Genomic DNA, 16,585 nt, shown 5'->3' with positions numbered 1-16,585 from the left:
TTCCTGGCTGAAGTCCAGCCAGGAACCGGCCCCTTCGGCATTCCCTCAGGGAGGCGTTCCCTCAGAGGCGTTCCCTTACGGATACGTGCCGTTCGTCAGGTACTGGTGCAGGTTCGGGATGTGCAGCGTGCCGCCGAACTGGCCGCCCTGCCGGATCTTCACGTTCGTGTAGAAGATCGGGATCGGCAGCTTCAGGCCGGGGATCAGCGGCGGCGGGCTCGTGGGGCTCGCGGTCGACGGGATCAGCCCGAGCAGATTGCCCTTCAGCTCCTCGGTGTACATCGTCACCTGGCCGCCCGTGACCGTGGAATCCGTCCCGGGCCCGGCGACGTGGTACTCCTTGCCGTAGTTGTTGACGATCTGGTGCAGGTCCTTGATCGTCAGCGCGTCCGCGGTGAACTTGAGCACGGACTTCTGCTGCCCGTTCGCCATCGTGATCTTCTTGATGCCGTCGTAGGTCAGCCCCTTGAGGGTGAGGACGCTCGCCTCCAGATACCAGGGCTGGTTGGGGAAGGCGTGCCCGTCGTTCCCGTCCGCCGCCTTCCCCTTGGGGCACGGCGGCAGCGCTCCCGGGGAAGCGCCCGAGCTCGCGCCCGGCGAGGGCGCGGTGCTGGGGGGTGCGCTCGACGGTGCCTTGGACGGCTCGGCGGACGGCTCGGTGGACGGCGCCGCCGACGGCTTCCCGCTGGGCTGCCCGTCGGGCGTACGGACATCCGCGGGCGGCGGCGCGTGCCGCGCACCGGACGGCGCGGAGGACGGGCCGCCCGACGGGGCGGGCGCGGAACTCGGCGGCGCCGACGGCTGCCTCCCGGCGCCGGACCTGCCGCCGTCCAGGATGTCCCTCAGCTTGTCGCCGAGCCCCAGCGGGTCCAGCGGGTTGAAGGACTTGGACGGCGAGGGGGAAGCGGAAGGCGACTGCGCGGGCGTCGGGCCGGTCCTGGCGGCGTTGCCCGCGTCCGGGCTCTTTCCGGGCTCCGGCTGGGCCTCGGGCTTGGGCCCGGGCTTGGTCCCGGGCTCGGCCTCCGGCTTCGCGGACGGCGACTCCGGTGCCTTCGAGGGCTGCTCCGTCGGCCGGGTGGCGGACTCCTGCGCGCTCCGGCTCGGCGCGGGGCTCGCGCTCTTGCTCGCGTCCGGCTCGGGCGACGCGTCGGGCGCGGTCGCGCACTGCCCGTCGAACGGCTCGGGCAACGGCGGTTTCGCCAGGGCCAGTTGGGGCGTGAGCCCCATGCCCATCAGGACGGCCGTCGGCATCGCCGCGATGGCCACGGCCTTGCCCGCGGGCATGTGGAGCCGGGCGAGCAGCGGCTTGCGGGCCGCGGCGTGCCGGGGCCCGCTTCTCACACCCTCACCCTCGGGTGTCTCCTCACGCGGCACTGTGCCCCCCGTCGCTGTCCTTGAGCAGGCTGAGCCCCGACGGCGGCGTACCGTCCCGCGGCGCGGGGCCGCCCTCCGGCTCCTCCGCCTCCGCCGCCGGCTTGCCCGGCACCCAGGAGACGCCGAGGGCGCCACCGATGAGAGCGAGCAGGAAGCCGACCAGGAACGCCCCGAAGTTGGACACCACCAGCGACACCAGCGCGAGCAGGATCGCCGCGACACCGGCGAAGATCCGCGACTGTTTCTGGAACCAGAGCGTCAGCCCGAGGACGATCAGCAGCACGCCGATGATCAGCGAGCCGGCGCCCGCGGTGGTGGCCATGCGGATGTGCAGGTCGCCCAATGTCATGGTCTGGTACGGGATGTACATGATCGGGATGCCGGCCAGCAGGGTCCACAGCCCGCCCCAGAAGGGGCGCTGCCCGCGCCATTCCCGGAACGAGTGGCGGGCGCGGCCGAATGATCCGGCCGGCCGGGGTCGCGTGTCGGCGCTCATGTCGTACGGCTCCTCGGGGCGATCGGTGGTACGTCTCGCTCGCTGTCCGGCGAGCGGTGCGCGCGGTTACGGGTACGGGACCGTGCTTCCCTTCCCGCACCCGTCCGTTCAGCGCGTCAGTGCTTCTTCAGCTCGCACTTGGCCTTGCCCTTGGCGACGCTCAGGTGCAGACCCGGCAGGGTGAAGGTGCCCGCCGAGGTGGCCCACGCCTTCTGGTCCACCGTGTCGAACCAGACCTCTTCGGCCTGCTGGGCGAAGGAGCCGGGCACATGCGCCCCGGCGGCGCCCTTGCCGGCCGCCGGGCCCGGGCCCTGGGTCGTGTGGTCCACGTCCACGCCGATGTCGACGTTGCCGAAGGTCGCGTTGGCGGTCATGTCGTCCGCGTCGATGTACAGCTTCGACGCCTTGACCTGCTCGCCCCCTCCACCGGCCTGCAGCGTCATCGACACGTCGAAACCGAAGGGGGTGGGAACACTGACCGCCTGGCAAAGGCCGTTGATCTCGGCAGTGTTGATGCCGACCACCGCGACGGGCTTCTGGCCCGCATTGGTCTGATCCAGGGCGCCGTACTGGATGAAGCCCTTGCCGTGCAACTTGTCGGCCGTCACCTGGAACTGCTGGCCGGAAACGCTGAACGAGGCCGCCAGCGCTCCCTGCGCCACCGCCACACCGATCGCGGCCGTAGCCGCCATACTGGGCACCATCACGACGGCGAACCGGCGCCACCTGGTCCCACCGCGAGTCTGGGACTGCATGGATTTCCTCCTTCTCGGACGTACATCTCCGGCCGGGACCTCATGGCCCGGGCCCGGGATGGGAGAAGTGCTACGTCCTCGGAAAGGAGAGCGCCGCCGCACCCGGCGGCGCGAAACGCCTCCGACGGCACCGGCGATCACCCCCGAGCGACAACCACTGGCCACGCGTTCGCGCAACCGCCGGGACAGGCCCTGCCGTTGACGGCCGGGACCCCCCTGTCCCCGAGCCGCCCCGGTCGCGGGACGGCCCGCCCGGTGGGGACCCACCTCCGCACACCGACCGGCTGCCGGGTAAGGGAATGGACCGAGCTTGGCCGATCGTGGTCCATTCGCGGCCGGGGCACAAGAGGTTCATTACTAGCGAGTAACGGGCGGATAACCAAGGGAGGTCCACACCGCATCGACCCGTGCCGGGAGGGTGTCGCACCGTGCGCGGAAGGAACGGGAGGCATACGAAAAAACCCGGGCGAATGCCCGGGTTTTTCTTACTCGCAGTAACCAGCCCCGCAATTACCAAGTTTTGGCAAAGCGCGGCAGCCCGTGCCGCCTGTGGCACAGGAGAAGGAGGTTCCGTCAGAACAGCGCGCGCGACAGTGCCGTACGCGCGGCACCCACCCGCGGATCATCCGCCCCGATCACCTCGAAGAGCTCCAGCAGCCGCACGCGCGCGGCGTCGCGGTCCTCACCGGCGGTCCGCTTGATCACGTCGAGCAGCCGGCCGAACGCGTCCTCCACATGCCCGCCGACCAGGTCGAGGTCGGCCGCGGCGATCTGCGCCGGCACATCGGCCGGGCCCTCGGCGGCGGCCTTGCGGACCTGCTGGGGGTCCATCTCCTGGACGCGCTGGAGCAGTTCGGCCTGCGCGAGACCCAGCTTGGCCTCGGCGTTGCCCGGGTCGTCGGACAGCACGTTCCTGTACGCCCGCACGGCGCCGCCCAGGTCTCCCGCGTCCAGCGCGTCGTGGGCCAGGCCCAGGGCGCTGTCGTGCGGGCCCGCGGGGGCCGCCGGCGCCGCCGCTGCCGCCTCGGCGGCACCCGGCTCCGCCGGGGCGCCGACGATCCCGAAGCGCTCCTCCGAGACCTGGATGAGCTGGTCCAGCACCTGCCGGATCTGCGCCTCGGGCGCGGCACCCTGGAAGAGCGGCAGGGCCTGCCCGGCCACCACGGCGAAGACCGCGGGGATGGACTGGACGCCGAACTGCTGGAAGAGGAGCTGGTTGGCCTCGACATCGATCTTGGCGAGCACGAACCGGCCGGCGTACTCCGCGGCCAGCCGCTCCAGCAGCGGGCCGAGCTGCTTGCACGGCTCGCACCAGTCGGCCCAGAAGTCGATGACGACGGGCACCTCGGCGGAGCGCTGGAGCACCTCCGCCTCGAAGCCGGCCTCGTCGACGTCGAAGACCAGGCGCTGGGCACCGGCGGCGGGCGCGCCGCCCTGACGGGCGGCCTCGGCACGGGCCTGCTCCGCCTTCTGCTTGGCTTCCCCGGCGGCCTTCACCGCGGCGAGGTCGACCACTCCACTCATGGACATGTTCCGTGGCTGCATGGGCCTATCCTCCCCCCTCGGCACGGCGATCGGAAAAGCGCGCCGTCGTACGGCGCTCGTAGCGTCTGCTCCGGCACCGGGTCCCCACCCGGCACCTGTGGTTGTCGCTCTTTCGCTACGAGTCGTAGCGTAACTGGAAGCCGGTCGCTCGCAATGGGGCACCCCCAGGTCTTTGCGTGATCTGGCTCATACCGGCTTGGCTACTCGGCGGTAAGGTCGCGGCTATGAATTCCGCCCGCGCCCGTACGGGCCGCCCCCGCAGCACCGAGGCCGACCGGGCGATACTCGACGCGACGCGCGCCGCCCTGGTCGAACTCGGCTGGGGGAAGCTGACCATGGGCGACGTCGCGGCCCGCGCGGGCGTCGCCAAGACGACGCTCTACCGCCGCTGGGCGGGCAAGAGCGAGCTGGTCGTGGACGCGGTGGCGGCGCTCTTCGACGAGCACCTGGAGCTGCCCGACTCCGGCAGCCTCGCGGCCGACATCGAGGGCGTGGTGCTGCGCTTCGCCGCGCTGCTGGAGCGGCCGGAGACGAAGACGGCGCTGATGGCCGTGGTCGCCGAGTCCACGCGGGACGACGCGCTGCGCGCGCGGATCCGCTGCGCGATCGTGGACCGGCAGAAGCGGCTCGTCCTGCTCGGACGGGAGCGGGCGCAGGAGCGCGGCGAGCTCCCGGCGGAGGAGGACGCGGCGGCGGCCGCCCGCAACGCGGACCTGATCTTCGACGTGATCGCCGGAGCGGTGGTGCATCGTGCGCTTGTCAGCGCGGAACCGGTGGACGAGGAGTGGGCACGCGGCTTCACCACGCTGCTGGTGGGCGGCTTGTCCCCGGTCCTGCCCCTTCCCGGCCGCGTCTGATGCGCGGCTCCGCCGCGTGGGGGGCTGTGCCCCAGCCCCCTGACCGCGCTTCGCGCGGTGTCCTCAAACGCCGGACGGGCTGAAAATCAGCCCGTCCGGCGTTTGAGGCCGCGCCCGCAGGGCGCTCCCGCCGCAGGCGGCGAACCGGCTCGCACTCGGGGGTCTGGGGCACGCGCCCCAGTTTCGGCAAGGGGCGGGACTGGGGCGAAAACCTAGAAGCCCGCCGGCTCCGTGTACGTCCCCCACTCCTCGCGGAGGACGTCGCAGATCTCGCCCAGCGTCGCTTCGGCGCGCACCGCGTCGAGCATCGGCGCGATCATGTTCGCCCCGGACCGCGCGGCGTCCAGCATCTCCTTGAGCGCCGCCGTCACCTTGGCGTCGTCCCGCGCGGCCTTCCGCCCGGCCAGCACGCGGACCTGCTCCCGCTCGACCTCATGGCTGACGCGCAGGATCTCCAGGTCGCCGGTCACCGAGCCGTGGTGGCAGTTGACGCCCACGACCCGCTTGTCGCCCTTCTCCAGGGCCTGCTGGTAGCGGAAGGCGCTCTCGGCGATCTCGCCGGTGAACCAGCCGTCCTCGATGCCCCGCAGGATGCCGGAGGTCATGGGCCCTATGGGGTGCGCGCCGTTCGGCACGGCCCGCGCGCCGCGCTCCTTGATCTGGTCGAAGATCTTCTCGGCGTCGGCCTCGATGCGGTCGGTGAGCTGCTCCACGTACCACGAACCGCCCAGCGGGTCCGCGACGTTGACGATGCCGGTCTCCTCCATCAGCACCTGCTGCGTGCGCAGCGCGATCTCCGCGGCCTGTTCGCTGGGGAGGGCGAGGGTCTCGTCGAGGGCGTTGGTGTGCAGCGAGTTGGTGCCGCCGAGCACGGCGGAGAGGGCTTCCACGGCGGTGCGGACGACGTTGTTGTACGGCTGCTGGGCGGTGAGCGAGACGCCTGCCGTCTGGGTGTGGAAGCGCAGCCACTGCGCCTTGTCGGTCTTCGCGCCGTAGGTGTCGCGCATCCAGCGCGCCCAGATGCGGCGGGCGGCGCGGAACTTGGCGATCTCCTCGAAGAAGTCGAGGTGCGCGTCGAAGAAGAAGGAGAGGCCGGGGGCGAAGGTGTCGACGTCCAGGCCCCGGCTCAGGCCGAGCTCGACATAGCCGAAGCCGTCGGCGAGGGTGTACGCCAGCTCCTGCGCGGCCGTCGCGCCCGCCTCGCGGATGTGGTAACCGGAGACGGAGAGCGGTTTGTAGGCGGGGATGGAGCTGGTGCAGTGCTCCATGAGATCCCCTATGAGCCGCAGGTGGGGCTCCGGCGGGAAGAGCCACTCCTTCTGCGCGATGTACTCCTTGAAGATGTCCGTCTGGAGCGTGCCGTTGAGGACGGCCGGGTCGATGCCCTGCCGCTCGGCGGCCACGAGATACATGCAGAAGACGGGGACGGCGGGCCCGCTGATCGTCATCGAGGTGGTGACGTCGCCGAGCGGGATGTCCTTGAAGAGGACCTCCATGTCGGCCGCGGAGTCGATGGCGACGCCGCAGTGCCCGACCTCGCCGAGGGAGCGGGGGTCGTCGGAGTCGCGGCCCATGAGCGTCGGCATGTCGAAGGCGACGGAGAGCCCCCCGCCGCCGGCGGCGAGGATCATCTTGTACCGCTCGTTGGTCTGCTCGGCGTTGCCGAAGCCGGCGAACTGGCGGATGGTCCAGGTGCGGCCGCGGTAGCCCGTGGGGTGCAGGCCGCGCGTGAAGGGATACTCCCCCGGCCAGCCGATCCGCTCGAAGCCCTCGTACGCGTCGCCGGGGCGCGGGCCGTAGACGGGCTCGACCGGGTCGCCGGAGAGCGTGGTGAAGTCCGCGTCCCGCTTGCGGGCCTTGTCGTACCGCGCCTGCCAGCGGCCGCGCCCTGCCTCGATCGACTCTGCGTCCATGTACTCCGAACCACCTCTCCGCGCCCCGGCGAATTTACTAGGACGTCCTAGTAAATGGTCGCGCAAGAAAGCCCCGAACACAAGGGTGTCCGGGGCTGTGCGCGTGGCGCGCGGGTCCACGCGTCTCGCGTCAGGCGGTGGCGGCGGCCTCCGCGACGAGCGGCTCCAGGTCGCGGGTGGCCTTGCGCTCGACGAAGAACGCGGCCGTCGGGATGGTGCCGGCGATGAGCACCCACACCAGCCTGCCGAACGGCCACTTGGCCTTGGAGGCCATGTCGAAGGCGAAGACCAGATAGAGGACGTAGAGCCAGCCGTGCGCGATGGCGATGACGCGGACCGGACCCGAGACGTCCATGTCCAGCCCGTACTTCGCGATCATGCCGATCGTCAGGAGGATCAGCAGCACACCCGTGATGTACGCCAAGACGCGGTAGCGGGTCAGCACGCTTTGTTTCATGCCCACGAGCGTAACCGCCCGATCCGGGGCGATCTTCGCCACCCCCGGCGCGCGCCGGAAGGTGTCACCCGTCCGTGAGATCGTCCTCCCGGTCCCCGGTCGCGTCCTTCGACGCGTCGTCCGCGAAGTCCGCCGCCGCCACCCGCAGCGGGCGCAGCATGTCGAAGATCGCGCCGCACTGCTCCGCGTCGTACGCCCCGAGCCCGAAGTCCATCGCCATCAGGTCGCGGGTGGCGTCCTCGACGACCTGCCGGCCCTTCTCGGTGATCGAGGCGAGCGTGCCGCGCCCGTCGTTGGGGTTGGGCCGCTTGGCGACGAGGCCGGAGACCACCAGGCGGTCGACGGTGTTGGTCACCGAGGTCGGGTGCACCATCAGGCGCTCGCCGATCTTGGACATCGGCAGTTCGCCGGCCCGGCTGAAGGTGAGCAGCACCAGCGCCTCGTAGCGCGCGAAGGTCAGCCCGTACGGCTTGACGACCGCGTCGACCTGGCCGAGCAGGATCTGGTGCGCGCGCATGATCGAGGTGATCGCGGCCATGGACGGCACGGACCCCCAGCGCTGCTTCCAGAGCTCGTCGGCGCGGGCGATGGGATCGAAGGAGAGGCTGAGCGGCTTCGGCACGCGTCGAGCCTACCCTCCGGTCACATCGTGGTCACCGTCATCTCACGCTCCGGACGTGGCTCCGCCGGGCCCTTCCTCCTTGGCCTCGCGCACGAATTGCAGGGCCTCCACGAGGCCGAGGCCGGGCCGGGCCTGGCGCACCGCCTTGACCGCGTGCACCTCGTGGGTGCGGGGGTCGACGCCCGCCTCGGCGAGGACGCCGCGCGCCCATTCCGCCCGCAGCTCGCGGTCGGGCCGCTCGGCGTACCGGGCGATCAGCCCGGCGGCCAGCTCGAGGCCCGGCCGCTGCTCGTCGCTCGCGCCGGCCAGCGCCTCGCGCACGGCCTCGGCGATCGCCTGTGAATCGCGCAGCACGAGCACCTGCGGGCTCCGCTTGCCTCCACCGAACACCGGCGACTCCCTCCCCCTGAAGATCATTTGCTGGGAAGCGAGCGTACGACACCGCGGATCACCGCTCCCACCACGACCGTACCCAGCACGCCGGTCCCCGCCACCACGTCGTGCACCGGCACGGCCTCGGCGGCCGCGCCCGCGAGTGCCATGCCCAGGCCCTGGAGGGTCATCGTGCCCGCCGTCTGCACGGTCATCGCGCGGCCGCGCAGTTCGTCCGGCACGGCGGCGACGAACCACTGGTCCAGGCCCAGGGTGTACGCCATCCCCATGCCCGCGAGGGCGACGGCCGGCAGGGCGAGGCCGAGCGGGGGCCGCACCGCGTAGAGGAGAAAGGGGAGCAGCAGCACGGCCGCCACCGGCAGCACGACGCGCTCCCGGCCGCGCGGGCCGAGCAGCGAGCCCGCGAGCACCTCGCCGACGATCGACCCCACCGGCATCCCGCACAACAGCAGCCCCAGGCCGACCGGTCCGGCCCCCGCGCGGTCCGCGTACGGAGCGGCGAGCGCCTCGGGAGCGACCAGGAAGAACGGCGGTGTCCAGGACAACAGGAGCAGCGCCCGTACGCGGCGCCGCCCGAAGACCTCCCGCAGCCCGGACAGCGAGGCCGTCAGCAGCGCGCCGTCCCGCGCAGTCCGCCCCGGCCGCCGCCGGGTCCCCAGGCGCAGCAGCAGGGCGGAGGCGAGGAATCCGGCGGCGGTGGCGAGCAGGGCGGCGCGCGGCGACACGGCGGTGAGCAGCAGCCCGCCCACGCCGAAGCCCGCGACCTGCGCCCCTTGCGAGACCAGCCGGATCAACGACCGCCCCAGGACGAACAGATCGCCCGTGCCGAGCACCTCCCCCAGCGTCGCCGCCCGCGTCCCGGAGAACACGGGCCCGACCGCGGCGTTCAGACACCGCAGCACGAGCAGCCCCGCGACGGGCGTGGCGGGCAGGGCCATGGCGGCGGCGCCGGTCGCGCAGAGGAGGTCGCAGACGACGAGGACGCGCCGCGCGGGGTAGCGGTCGGCGATCCCCGACAGCAGTGTCCCGCCCACGAGATACGGCAGGAAGCCGAGCGCGAAGGTCAGCGAGGTCATGAGCGGCGACCCCGTCAGGCGGTAGACGAGCACGGACAGCGCGATCTCCCCGACGACGATCCCGAGCAGCGACAGCAGATGCGCCGCGAAGACAACCCGGAACTCCCGCACGCCGAACACGGCGCGATAGCCGCGCGAGGCGGCACTGACACTCCGCGAAGTGGTGGCCATGACGCGAGCGTGGCGAGGGCGCCGCCGAAGGCCCAGAGTTTCGGCCGGAGACGAAGGAGCGGGCTCCGCCGGACCGAAAGCGACTTGTCGCCACCCGTATCGGTACCTAGGGTCGCGAGCCCAAGATCCATACGAGAAGGGTTCCGTGGATGCAGCCACCGACAACGGGCGAAACCACAGCGAAAGGCGCGGACAGCCGGGCGGCGGAGGGCGAATCCGCCGAGGGCTACCAGCGCGGCCTGGGGTCCCGGCAGATCCAGATGATCGCCATCGGCGGCACGATCGGGACCGGCCTCTTCCTCGGCGCGGGAACCGCGATATCCCAGGCCGGGCCCAGCCTCATCATCTGGTACGCCGTCGCCGGCGTCGTGCTCCTCTTCGTCATGCGCGCACTCGGCGAGCTGCTCACCCACAAGCCCGTGGCGGGCAGTTTCGCCGAATACGCGCGGGAGTTCCTCGGGCCCTTCTGGGGATACGCCACCGCGTGGACCTACTGGATCATGTGGGTCACGACCGGCATGGCCGAGATCACCGCCGCCGGGCAGTACGTGAAGTACTGGTTCCCCGGGATCGAGCAATGGCAGACGGCCCTGGTCTCTCTCGTCGTCCTGCTCGCCGTCAACCTCATCTCGGTGAAGGCGTTCGGCGAGCTGGAATTCTGGTTCGCCCTCGTCAAGGTCGTCGCGATCGTCGGCATGATCCTGGTCGGGCTCGGGGTGCTCCTCATCGGTTTCGGCGACGTCGGGAAAACCGCCTCGGTGACCCATCTGTGGCAGGACGGCGGCATCGCTCCCCACGGCGCGCACAGCTCCCTGATGACGCTCCAGATCGTCCTCTTCGCCTATCTCGGCGTGGAACTCGTCGGTGTCACCGCGGGTGAGGCGGAGAACCCGCGGAAGAACATCCCGCGGGCGATCAACAGCCTTCCGCTGCGCTTCGGCCTGTTCTACATCGGCACGCTGCTCGTGATCCTCTCCGTGGTCAGCTGGACCGAATTCCACCCGGGCGTCAGCCCGTTCGTCGCCGCCTTCGCCAAGATCGGAATTCCGGCGGCCGCGGGCATCGTCAATTTCATCGTGCTCACCGCGGCCCTCTCCTCCTGCAACGCGGGCGGCCTCTACTCCACGGCACGCATGCTGCGTACGGCCTCGGTCAACGGCCACGCGCCGAAGGCGCTGGCCAAGCTGACGGGGCGGGGCGTCCCGGCACCGGCGCTGGCGGTCTCGGCGGTGACCATGGGAGTCGGCGTGCTCATCAACGCGCTCGACCCCGACCACGCGTTCACCTACATCACGTCGGTTTCCACCGGCGGCGCGATCCTCGTCTGGAGCATCATTCTGGTGACGCACATGCGCTATCGCCGCGCCGTCGCCGCGGGCGGGGCGGAGCCGTCGCCCTACCGCATGCCGGGTGCTCCTTATACGAATTGGCTCGCGCTCGCCTTCTTCGCCCTGGTGACCGTGCTCATCGCCTGGAGTTCCGACAGCCGGGTGGCGCTGTATGTGATGGGCGTGTGGGTGGTACTGCTGGCGATCGGCTGGATGGTGCTGCGGAATCGGAGTGCGCGGCGCGCGATCTCGTAGACGTGCCGGCCCGAGGGTTTGATCATGGTTCCGAATTCCCGGCCCGGCCGCTGGACCACCCCCGAGTAAAGAGAACGTCAAGTCCGGCATAGGATGATCGGGACTTTTGCAATTCCCTGAGGAAAAGTTGGTACAGCGCATGAAGTTGGCCCGAGTCTCGGCCGTGGTCGCGGCTGCCGCGATCGCCCCGGCGGTTCTGTTCTCCTCTCCGGCGTTCGCCGCCGACACCGCTCCGACGACCGTTTCCACGCCGGACACGGCGGCGGAGACGAAGCAGGACGCGAAGGCGGACGCGAAGGCGAAGGACGAGGGGGCGAAGGAGCCCGTCAAGGAGCCGGAGAAGGAGCCCGCGAAGGACTCCGCGAAGAAGGCCGACGAGAACAACCGCTTCGCCATCTTCAGGATGCTCGAGGGCGCCGGCCCGACCCTCCGCGAAGCGGCGGAGGCGGCGCTCAACGGCAGCCCGGAGGACCGGGTCCGCTTCCTGGAGGACGGGCAGCACTTCGCCCGCCTGACGGACTTGCGCCTGCGTGTCACCCAGGTCTCCAGCGGTGCGGCCCACGGCTCCCATGTGCGAGCGGCGGCCTATGCGGCGCTGAAGGACGACAGCCCCGAGGCGCTCCGCCACTTCCTGGACGTCGGCCAGTACGAGGCCCGCGCCAAGGACGAGGCGGACGCGGCCGCGGCCAAGGAGAAGGCCGAGAAGGAAGCCAAGGAGGCCAAGGAGGCGAAGGACGCCAAGGACGCCAAGGACAAGGCCGACCGGGAGGCCAAGGAGAAGGCGGAGAAGGAGAAGGCCAAGGAGGCCGAGAAGGGCAAGAGCGACCAGGACAAGGCCGCGGCCAAGGACGCCGAGTCGGCCACCGGCGACAAGCCGAAGCCCGCGGTCGTGAAGCCCGCCGCCGTCTCCGACAACGCCGCTCAGCCGGCGGGCGGCAGCACCGAACTCGCCTCCACCGGCGCGGGTTCGGCCACGCCCTGGGCGATCGGCGGCACGGCGGCCGCTCTCACGACGGGCGCGGCCCTGGTCCTGGCGACGCGCCGCCGCACGTCACAGCGCTGACGCGCTGCGGCACTCTGTTTCCCACCCCGGCCCCCGGGCGCGGGTCCGTTGCCGCCTGCGGCGGGAGCGCCCTTCGGGCGCGGCCTCAATCGCCGGCCGGGCTTGGGTGGTGGTGGGTGCCGGGGGCGGGTCTTCCGGGCTGAGGACCTGGAACGCGGTGCGGGCACCGTTTCGCGTATGGAGTGCCCCGAACTCGCACCGCGTTCCAGAACCCCACCCTCCAACCCCACCCCCTCCCACCGGAGGGCATGTTCACGGTTGTGGGGTACGCCCGTCCTTTCAGCCCGCCTGGGGTGCACGTGGCTCTTCCGGGCGCGCCAGTCTTTTTCTTTCCAGCCCATCCGGCGTTTGAGGACGCGGCCGCAGGCGGCAACGGATCCGCAGCCAGGCGCAGAGCGGAGCCCCACGCCGCGGAGCCGCACATCAGACGCAGCCGGGAAGGGGCGGGGTAGGGAAAAAAGCCCGCCGCAGGCGCCCACCCGCCCGCCGAGCCGCGCGGCGAGTGACACTCCCCCACCCCCCGGCGATTCCCCCACGACCACGACTTGTCGCCGACGCACCGGAGAGTCCCCGATGGCACAGGATGACACCGCCCTCACCGACCGGCTCGAAGTCCTGGAGCGCCGGATCGACGCCGGCTATGTGCTCGCGAGCGCGGTGTCCGGCGCGGGCGGGCTCGTGGCGACCGGGGTCGCGATGTACGACTACGCGTGGCTGCATGACGGGCCCATGACGACCGCCGGGGTCGCGCTCGCCGGGGTGCTGATGAGCGCGGCGAGCTGGTGCGCCAAGAAGGCGAAGCAGCGCAGGGCGCGCCGCCAGGCGCTGCTGCGCCGCCGCGCCTGATGCCCGTCAGCCCATGCGGCCCGGGCGCTTCCCATACCTGATGTCGCATCAGGTCATGCGCCCCGGGCGCGACTTGGTGACTGATGCCACGTCAGCTCATGCGAGTCAGAGAGGATTTGGCGCCTGCCGCCATGTCGACCAGCGTGACCATCGGACGGCCGAACCCCCATCGCAGCCGTCCGATGTTCCGCACCGATAGCGCCGGCAGCAGCGAGCGCCGCTTCCTCAGTGCCCGATGTCAGGCACGACCGACGCCACGGCCGTGACCGCCGCCGCCGTGAGCGCCGAGGCCGCCATGCCCGTACGCCGCCGTGTCCCCCGGTCCGGCCGCCGTTCCGCGCGGTAGTCCTTGAGCAGGCGCAGCAGGTCGTTGCCGAGAAAGGCCAGGAGGATCAGGCCGACGCCGACGATCCGGACCCACATCCACTGGAATGTCGTCCAGGCCATGACACCCACCGCGAGCACGACAAGGGGCGCCAGGTGTGCGGTCAGCTGGCCCGCGGAAAGGGCGGGAGGGGGAGAAGGGACTACGGCCGGTTCGTCGGACACCGCTTCCTCGTCCGCCGTCTCCCCCTGCTCCTCCCGCTCCTCGCGGGAAGAGCCCCGCTCCTCGCGGGAAGGGGTCCCCTCCTCGCGGGAAAGAGTCCCCTCCTCGCAGGAGAGCACCCGCCCCTCGCGGGAAAGGATGGCGGCCTTGAGCCCGGCCCACTCCGCCCCGCTTCCGGTATCGGCGGCGACCGTCTCGGAATCGACTGATTTCAGCACCGCCATGAAGTCGTTGTAACCGTCCCGGTTCTGTTCGTTCATTGTGCTTCTCCCCTGGATCATTCCCCCGTGAGCCCGGCAAGGCCCGCCCCGCGATCACGTGGACCGTGATCGCGAGACGCGTCCGACCCGGCTGTCCCGCCCGGCTATCCCGCGCTCTGCGCGCCGCGGTGGACCTTGAGCTTCTCCCGTGCCTGGGAGAGCGCGGTCCGGACCGCTCCGGCGGAGGGGGCGCCCAGCAGGAAGGCGGCCTCCTTGCTGGTCAGACACCAGAGTTCACACATCACGAAGGCGTCCCGTTCACGCTTGCTCGGCACGACCTCCTTGAGGATCTTCACGGCCTCACGGGCCTGTTCCGAGTTCTCGGCGAGGAGTTCGACGTCCTCGCCGGACGGCCGGTCCCAGTCGTTGAAATCCGTCAACGACTCCGGGCGGCGCGTTTTCGCCCTGATCAGATCGACCCACTTGTTGTGGGCCACCGTCACGGCGAGGGCCGTGGCCTGCTTCCGTCCGAGGGGCGGCCGCTTCTTCCAGGCCGCCAGGACGCTTTCCTGGGCGATCTCACCGGCGTCCGCCTCGTTCACGCCCCGGGAACGGAGATAGCGGAAGGCCCGTGAGTAGAGCTCCTTGAGCACATCGTCGGAGAGAGACGCCTCCTGGTCGAACACGCGCGGCACCTGGGCCGGGATGACGGGGCGAGTGTGGCGGGGCTGCTTGCCCTCCGGCTCGGGTACCGATGGTGCTGCCATGCCTGGCCTCCTGAGCTATGCCGGATCAGAGGGTTTTGGCGCCCTCCGGCCTTGCGAGGGGGGAATCGTCGGCGGGCGCGCGAGTGTCAGCCCGCATGCGCCTCGATCGGGAGTTCGGGGATTCCTACGGACCGGTGACGGGTGAGTGACGAGCCGACGACGACCGGTGACAGCGACCCCGGGGGCGAAAAACCGTTGGGCCGACAACGGGGCTTCCGATTACCGTGGCCCTATGTCTACGCCCCGAATTTCCTAGCTGAGGAACCCGCTTCCACGCCAGAAGTGTGTCCTTCAGTCTTTTCGGAGCGTTACCTCATGATTACCGTTCGCGGTGCCGAGCTGCGCGCGGGTGCCCGCCTGCTGCTCACCGACCTCTCCTTCACCGTCTCCCCTGGCGACCGCATCGGCCTCGTCGGCCGCAACGGCGCGGGCAAGACCACCCTGATGACCGCGCTGGCGGGCCGGACCCGGCCCGCCGCCGGGACGGTCACCGCCACCGGGCCGGTGGGATTCCTCGCGCAGGACTCCCGTACGGCGGACCCCTCAGTCACCGTCACCGACCGCATCCTCTCCGCCCGCGGCATGGACCGCGCGCTGCGCGGACTGCGCGCCGCCGAGGCCGCGATGGCCGAGGCCGCCGGACCGGCCGCGCTGGCCCGGGCGATGAGCGCGTACGGCAGGGCCGAGGCCGCCTTCCAGTCCGGCGGCGGGTACGCGGCCGAGGCCGAGGCCGCGCGGGTGGCGGCCGGGCTCGGGCTGCCCGAGCGGGTCATGGGCGAGCCGGTCGGCGCGCTGTCCGGCGGGCAGCGGCGCCGGGTGGAGCTCGCCCGCATCCTCTTCGCCGGGCACGACGGCACGTTGCTGCTGGACGAGCCGACGAACCACCTCGACGCCGACTCGGTCGCCTGGCTGCGTACGTTCCTCACGGCTCACCGGGGCGGTCTCGTGGTGATCAGCCACGACGCGTCGCTCCTCTCCGACGTGGTCAACCGGGTCTTCCACCTGGACGCCACGCGCGCGACGATCGACATCCACAACACCGGCTGGACGACGTATCTCGCGCAGCGGGAGACCGAGGAGCGGCGGCGCGTCCGCGAGCGGGCCGGGGCGGAACGCAAGGCGGCCGCGCTGCACGCGCAGGCGGACAAGATGAAGGCCCGTTCCTCCACCGCCGTGACGGCCAGGAGCATGGCGCGGCGCGCCGACCGGATGCTCGCGGACCTGGAGCCGGCGCGGCGCGTGGAGAAGGTCGCCCGCATCCGGCTGCCGGAGCCCGCCCCGTGCGGGCGGATGCCGCTGGGGGCCGTCGCCCTGACGAAGTCCTACGGCGATCACCAGGTGCTGAGCGGCGTGGACCTGGCCGTGGACCGGGGCGGCCGGCTGGTGATCCTCGGCCTCAACGGCGCGGGCAAGACGACCCTGTTGCGCCTCCTGGCCGGTGTGGAGACGCCGGATTCGGGGCGGGTGGTCCACGGGCACGGGCTGCGGCTGGGCTACTTCGCCCAGGAGCACGAGACGCTCGACGCCCGCCGTACGGTCCGCGAGAACCTGGCCGCGGCGGCGCCGCATCTCACGGACGGTGAAGTGCGGGGCGTGCTGGGCGCGTTCCTCTTCACCGGCGACGACGCCGACAAGCCGGCCGCGGTGCTGTCCGGCGGCGAGAAGACCCGGCTGGCCCTGGCCGGCCTGGTCCACTCCGGGGCGAACGTCCTGCTCCTGGACGAACCGACCAACAACCTCGACCCCGCCTCCCGCGCCGAGATCCTGACCGCGGTCGCCGCCTACCCCGGCGCGATCATCATGGTCACCCACGACGAGGGCGCGATCGACGCCCTCCGGCCGGACCGCGTCCTGCTTCTGCCGGACGCGGACGAGGACTTGTGGAACGAGGACTACCGCGAGTTGCTGACCCTGGCCTGA

At 71.3% G+C, this 16,585-nt stretch carries 16 protein-coding genes; 5 read left to right on the top strand and 11 right to left on the bottom strand.

Going from position 1 to position 16,585, the window contains the following annotated elements; genetic code table 11:
* Window positions 1-75: 75 nt before the first annotated feature.
* The 4 genes from ACZ4A5_RS17635 to ACZ4A5_RS17620 all read right to left on the bottom strand — a co-directional run bounded on the left by ACZ4A5_RS17635 (window position 76) and on the right by ACZ4A5_RS17620 (window position 4,170).
* Window positions 76-1,341, bottom strand: a complete 1,266-nt coding sequence (locus tag ACZ4A5_RS17635) for a hypothetical protein (RefSeq protein ID WP_467584086.1) — start codon at window positions 1,339-1,341, stop codon at window positions 76-78.
* A 22-nt stretch (window positions 1,342-1,363) separates the two neighbouring features.
* Window positions 1,364-1,870, bottom strand: coding sequence for a DUF6114 domain-containing protein (locus ACZ4A5_RS17630; RefSeq protein ID WP_467584083.1), 507 nt, complete (start codon window positions 1,868-1,870; stop codon window positions 1,364-1,366).
* 116 nt (window positions 1,871-1,986) lie between these two features.
* Complete coding sequence (locus ACZ4A5_RS17625) at window positions 1,987-2,625, bottom strand: DUF6230 family protein (protein ID WP_467584080.1); 639 nt, start codon at window positions 2,623-2,625, stop codon at window positions 1,987-1,989.
* A 573-nt stretch (window positions 2,626-3,198) separates the two neighbouring features.
* On the bottom strand, window positions 3,199-4,170 hold the full coding sequence (locus ACZ4A5_RS17620; RefSeq protein WP_467584077.1) for a tetratricopeptide repeat protein: 972 nt from the start codon (window positions 4,168-4,170) through the stop codon (window positions 3,199-3,201).
* Between the two features lie 224 nt (window positions 4,171-4,394).
* On the opposite strand from ACZ4A5_RS17620, the gene ACZ4A5_RS17615 reads away from it, so the two are divergent.
* Window positions 4,395-5,027, top strand: coding sequence for a TetR/AcrR family transcriptional regulator (locus ACZ4A5_RS17615; protein WP_467584074.1), 633 nt, complete (start codon window positions 4,395-4,397; stop codon window positions 5,025-5,027).
* Window positions 5,028-5,239: 212 nt separating this feature from the next.
* Here the strand turns inward: ACZ4A5_RS17615 and ACZ4A5_RS17610 are convergent, their stop codons facing one another.
* From ACZ4A5_RS17610 to ACZ4A5_RS17590, 5 genes are all read right to left on the bottom strand, one after another.
* Window positions 5,240-6,940, bottom strand: a complete 1,701-nt coding sequence (locus ACZ4A5_RS17610) for an acyl-CoA mutase large subunit family protein (RefSeq protein ID WP_467584072.1) — start codon at window positions 6,938-6,940, stop codon at window positions 5,240-5,242.
* A 130-nt stretch (window positions 6,941-7,070) separates the two neighbouring features.
* A complete protein-coding gene (locus ACZ4A5_RS17605) occupies window positions 7,071-7,397 on the bottom strand; it encodes a DUF3817 domain-containing protein (protein ID WP_398873257.1) in 327 nt (108 codons plus the stop codon).
* A gap of 64 nt (window positions 7,398-7,461) precedes the next feature.
* Window positions 7,462-8,019: a MarR family winged helix-turn-helix transcriptional regulator gene (locus tag ACZ4A5_RS17600; RefSeq protein ID WP_467584069.1), complete on the bottom strand. Its 558-nt coding sequence runs from the start codon at window positions 8,017-8,019 to the stop codon at window positions 7,462-7,464.
* Between the two features lie 42 nt (window positions 8,020-8,061).
* The gene (locus ACZ4A5_RS17595; protein WP_467584067.1) at window positions 8,062-8,409 is read right to left on the bottom strand and encodes a hypothetical protein; all 348 of its coding nucleotides are present in this window, start codon (window positions 8,407-8,409) and stop codon (window positions 8,062-8,064) included.
* Window positions 8,410-8,432: 23 nt separating this feature from the next.
* Window positions 8,433-9,695, bottom strand: coding sequence for an MFS transporter (locus ACZ4A5_RS17590; RefSeq protein ID WP_467584130.1), 1,263 nt, complete (start codon window positions 9,693-9,695; stop codon window positions 8,433-8,435).
* 113 nt (window positions 9,696-9,808) lie between these two features.
* Here ACZ4A5_RS17590 and ACZ4A5_RS17585 point away from each other — a divergent pair, with 113 nt between their 5' ends.
* The 3 genes from ACZ4A5_RS17585 to ACZ4A5_RS17575 all read left to right on the top strand — a co-directional run bounded on the left by ACZ4A5_RS17585 (window position 9,809) and on the right by ACZ4A5_RS17575 (window position 13,151).
* Complete coding sequence (locus ACZ4A5_RS17585; protein WP_467584064.1) at window positions 9,809-11,242, top strand: amino acid permease; 1,434 nt, start codon at window positions 9,809-9,811, stop codon at window positions 11,240-11,242.
* A 139-nt stretch (window positions 11,243-11,381) separates the two neighbouring features.
* Window positions 11,382-12,305, top strand: a complete 924-nt coding sequence (locus ACZ4A5_RS17580) for an ALF repeat-containing protein (protein ID WP_467584062.1) — start codon at window positions 11,382-11,384, stop codon at window positions 12,303-12,305.
* 573 nt (window positions 12,306-12,878) lie between these two features.
* On the top strand, window positions 12,879-13,151 hold the full coding sequence (locus tag ACZ4A5_RS17575; protein WP_467584059.1) for a hypothetical protein: 273 nt from the start codon (window positions 12,879-12,881) through the stop codon (window positions 13,149-13,151).
* Between the two features lie 225 nt (window positions 13,152-13,376).
* On the opposite strand, the gene ACZ4A5_RS17570 is transcribed toward ACZ4A5_RS17575, so the two are convergent.
* Window positions 13,377-13,958 (bottom strand): hypothetical protein, encoded by a 582-nt coding sequence (locus ACZ4A5_RS17570; protein WP_467584056.1) that lies wholly within the window; start codon window positions 13,956-13,958, stop codon window positions 13,377-13,379.
* 104 nt (window positions 13,959-14,062) lie between these two features.
* On the bottom strand, window positions 14,063-14,665 hold the full coding sequence (locus ACZ4A5_RS17565; protein ID WP_467584053.1) for an RNA polymerase sigma factor: 603 nt from the start codon (window positions 14,663-14,665) through the stop codon (window positions 14,063-14,065).
* A gap of 315 nt (window positions 14,666-14,980) precedes the next feature.
* Here ACZ4A5_RS17565 and ACZ4A5_RS17560 point away from each other — a divergent pair, with 315 nt between their 5' ends.
* Complete coding sequence (locus ACZ4A5_RS17560; RefSeq protein WP_467584050.1) at window positions 14,981-16,585, top strand: ABC-F family ATP-binding cassette domain-containing protein; 1,605 nt, start codon at window positions 14,981-14,983, stop codon at window positions 16,583-16,585.

Source organism: Streptomyces sp. NPDC025618, from assembly GCF_055558795.1.
Note: the sequence above shows the minus strand (reverse complement) of the source record. Positions and strands in the feature narration are given on the sequence as shown.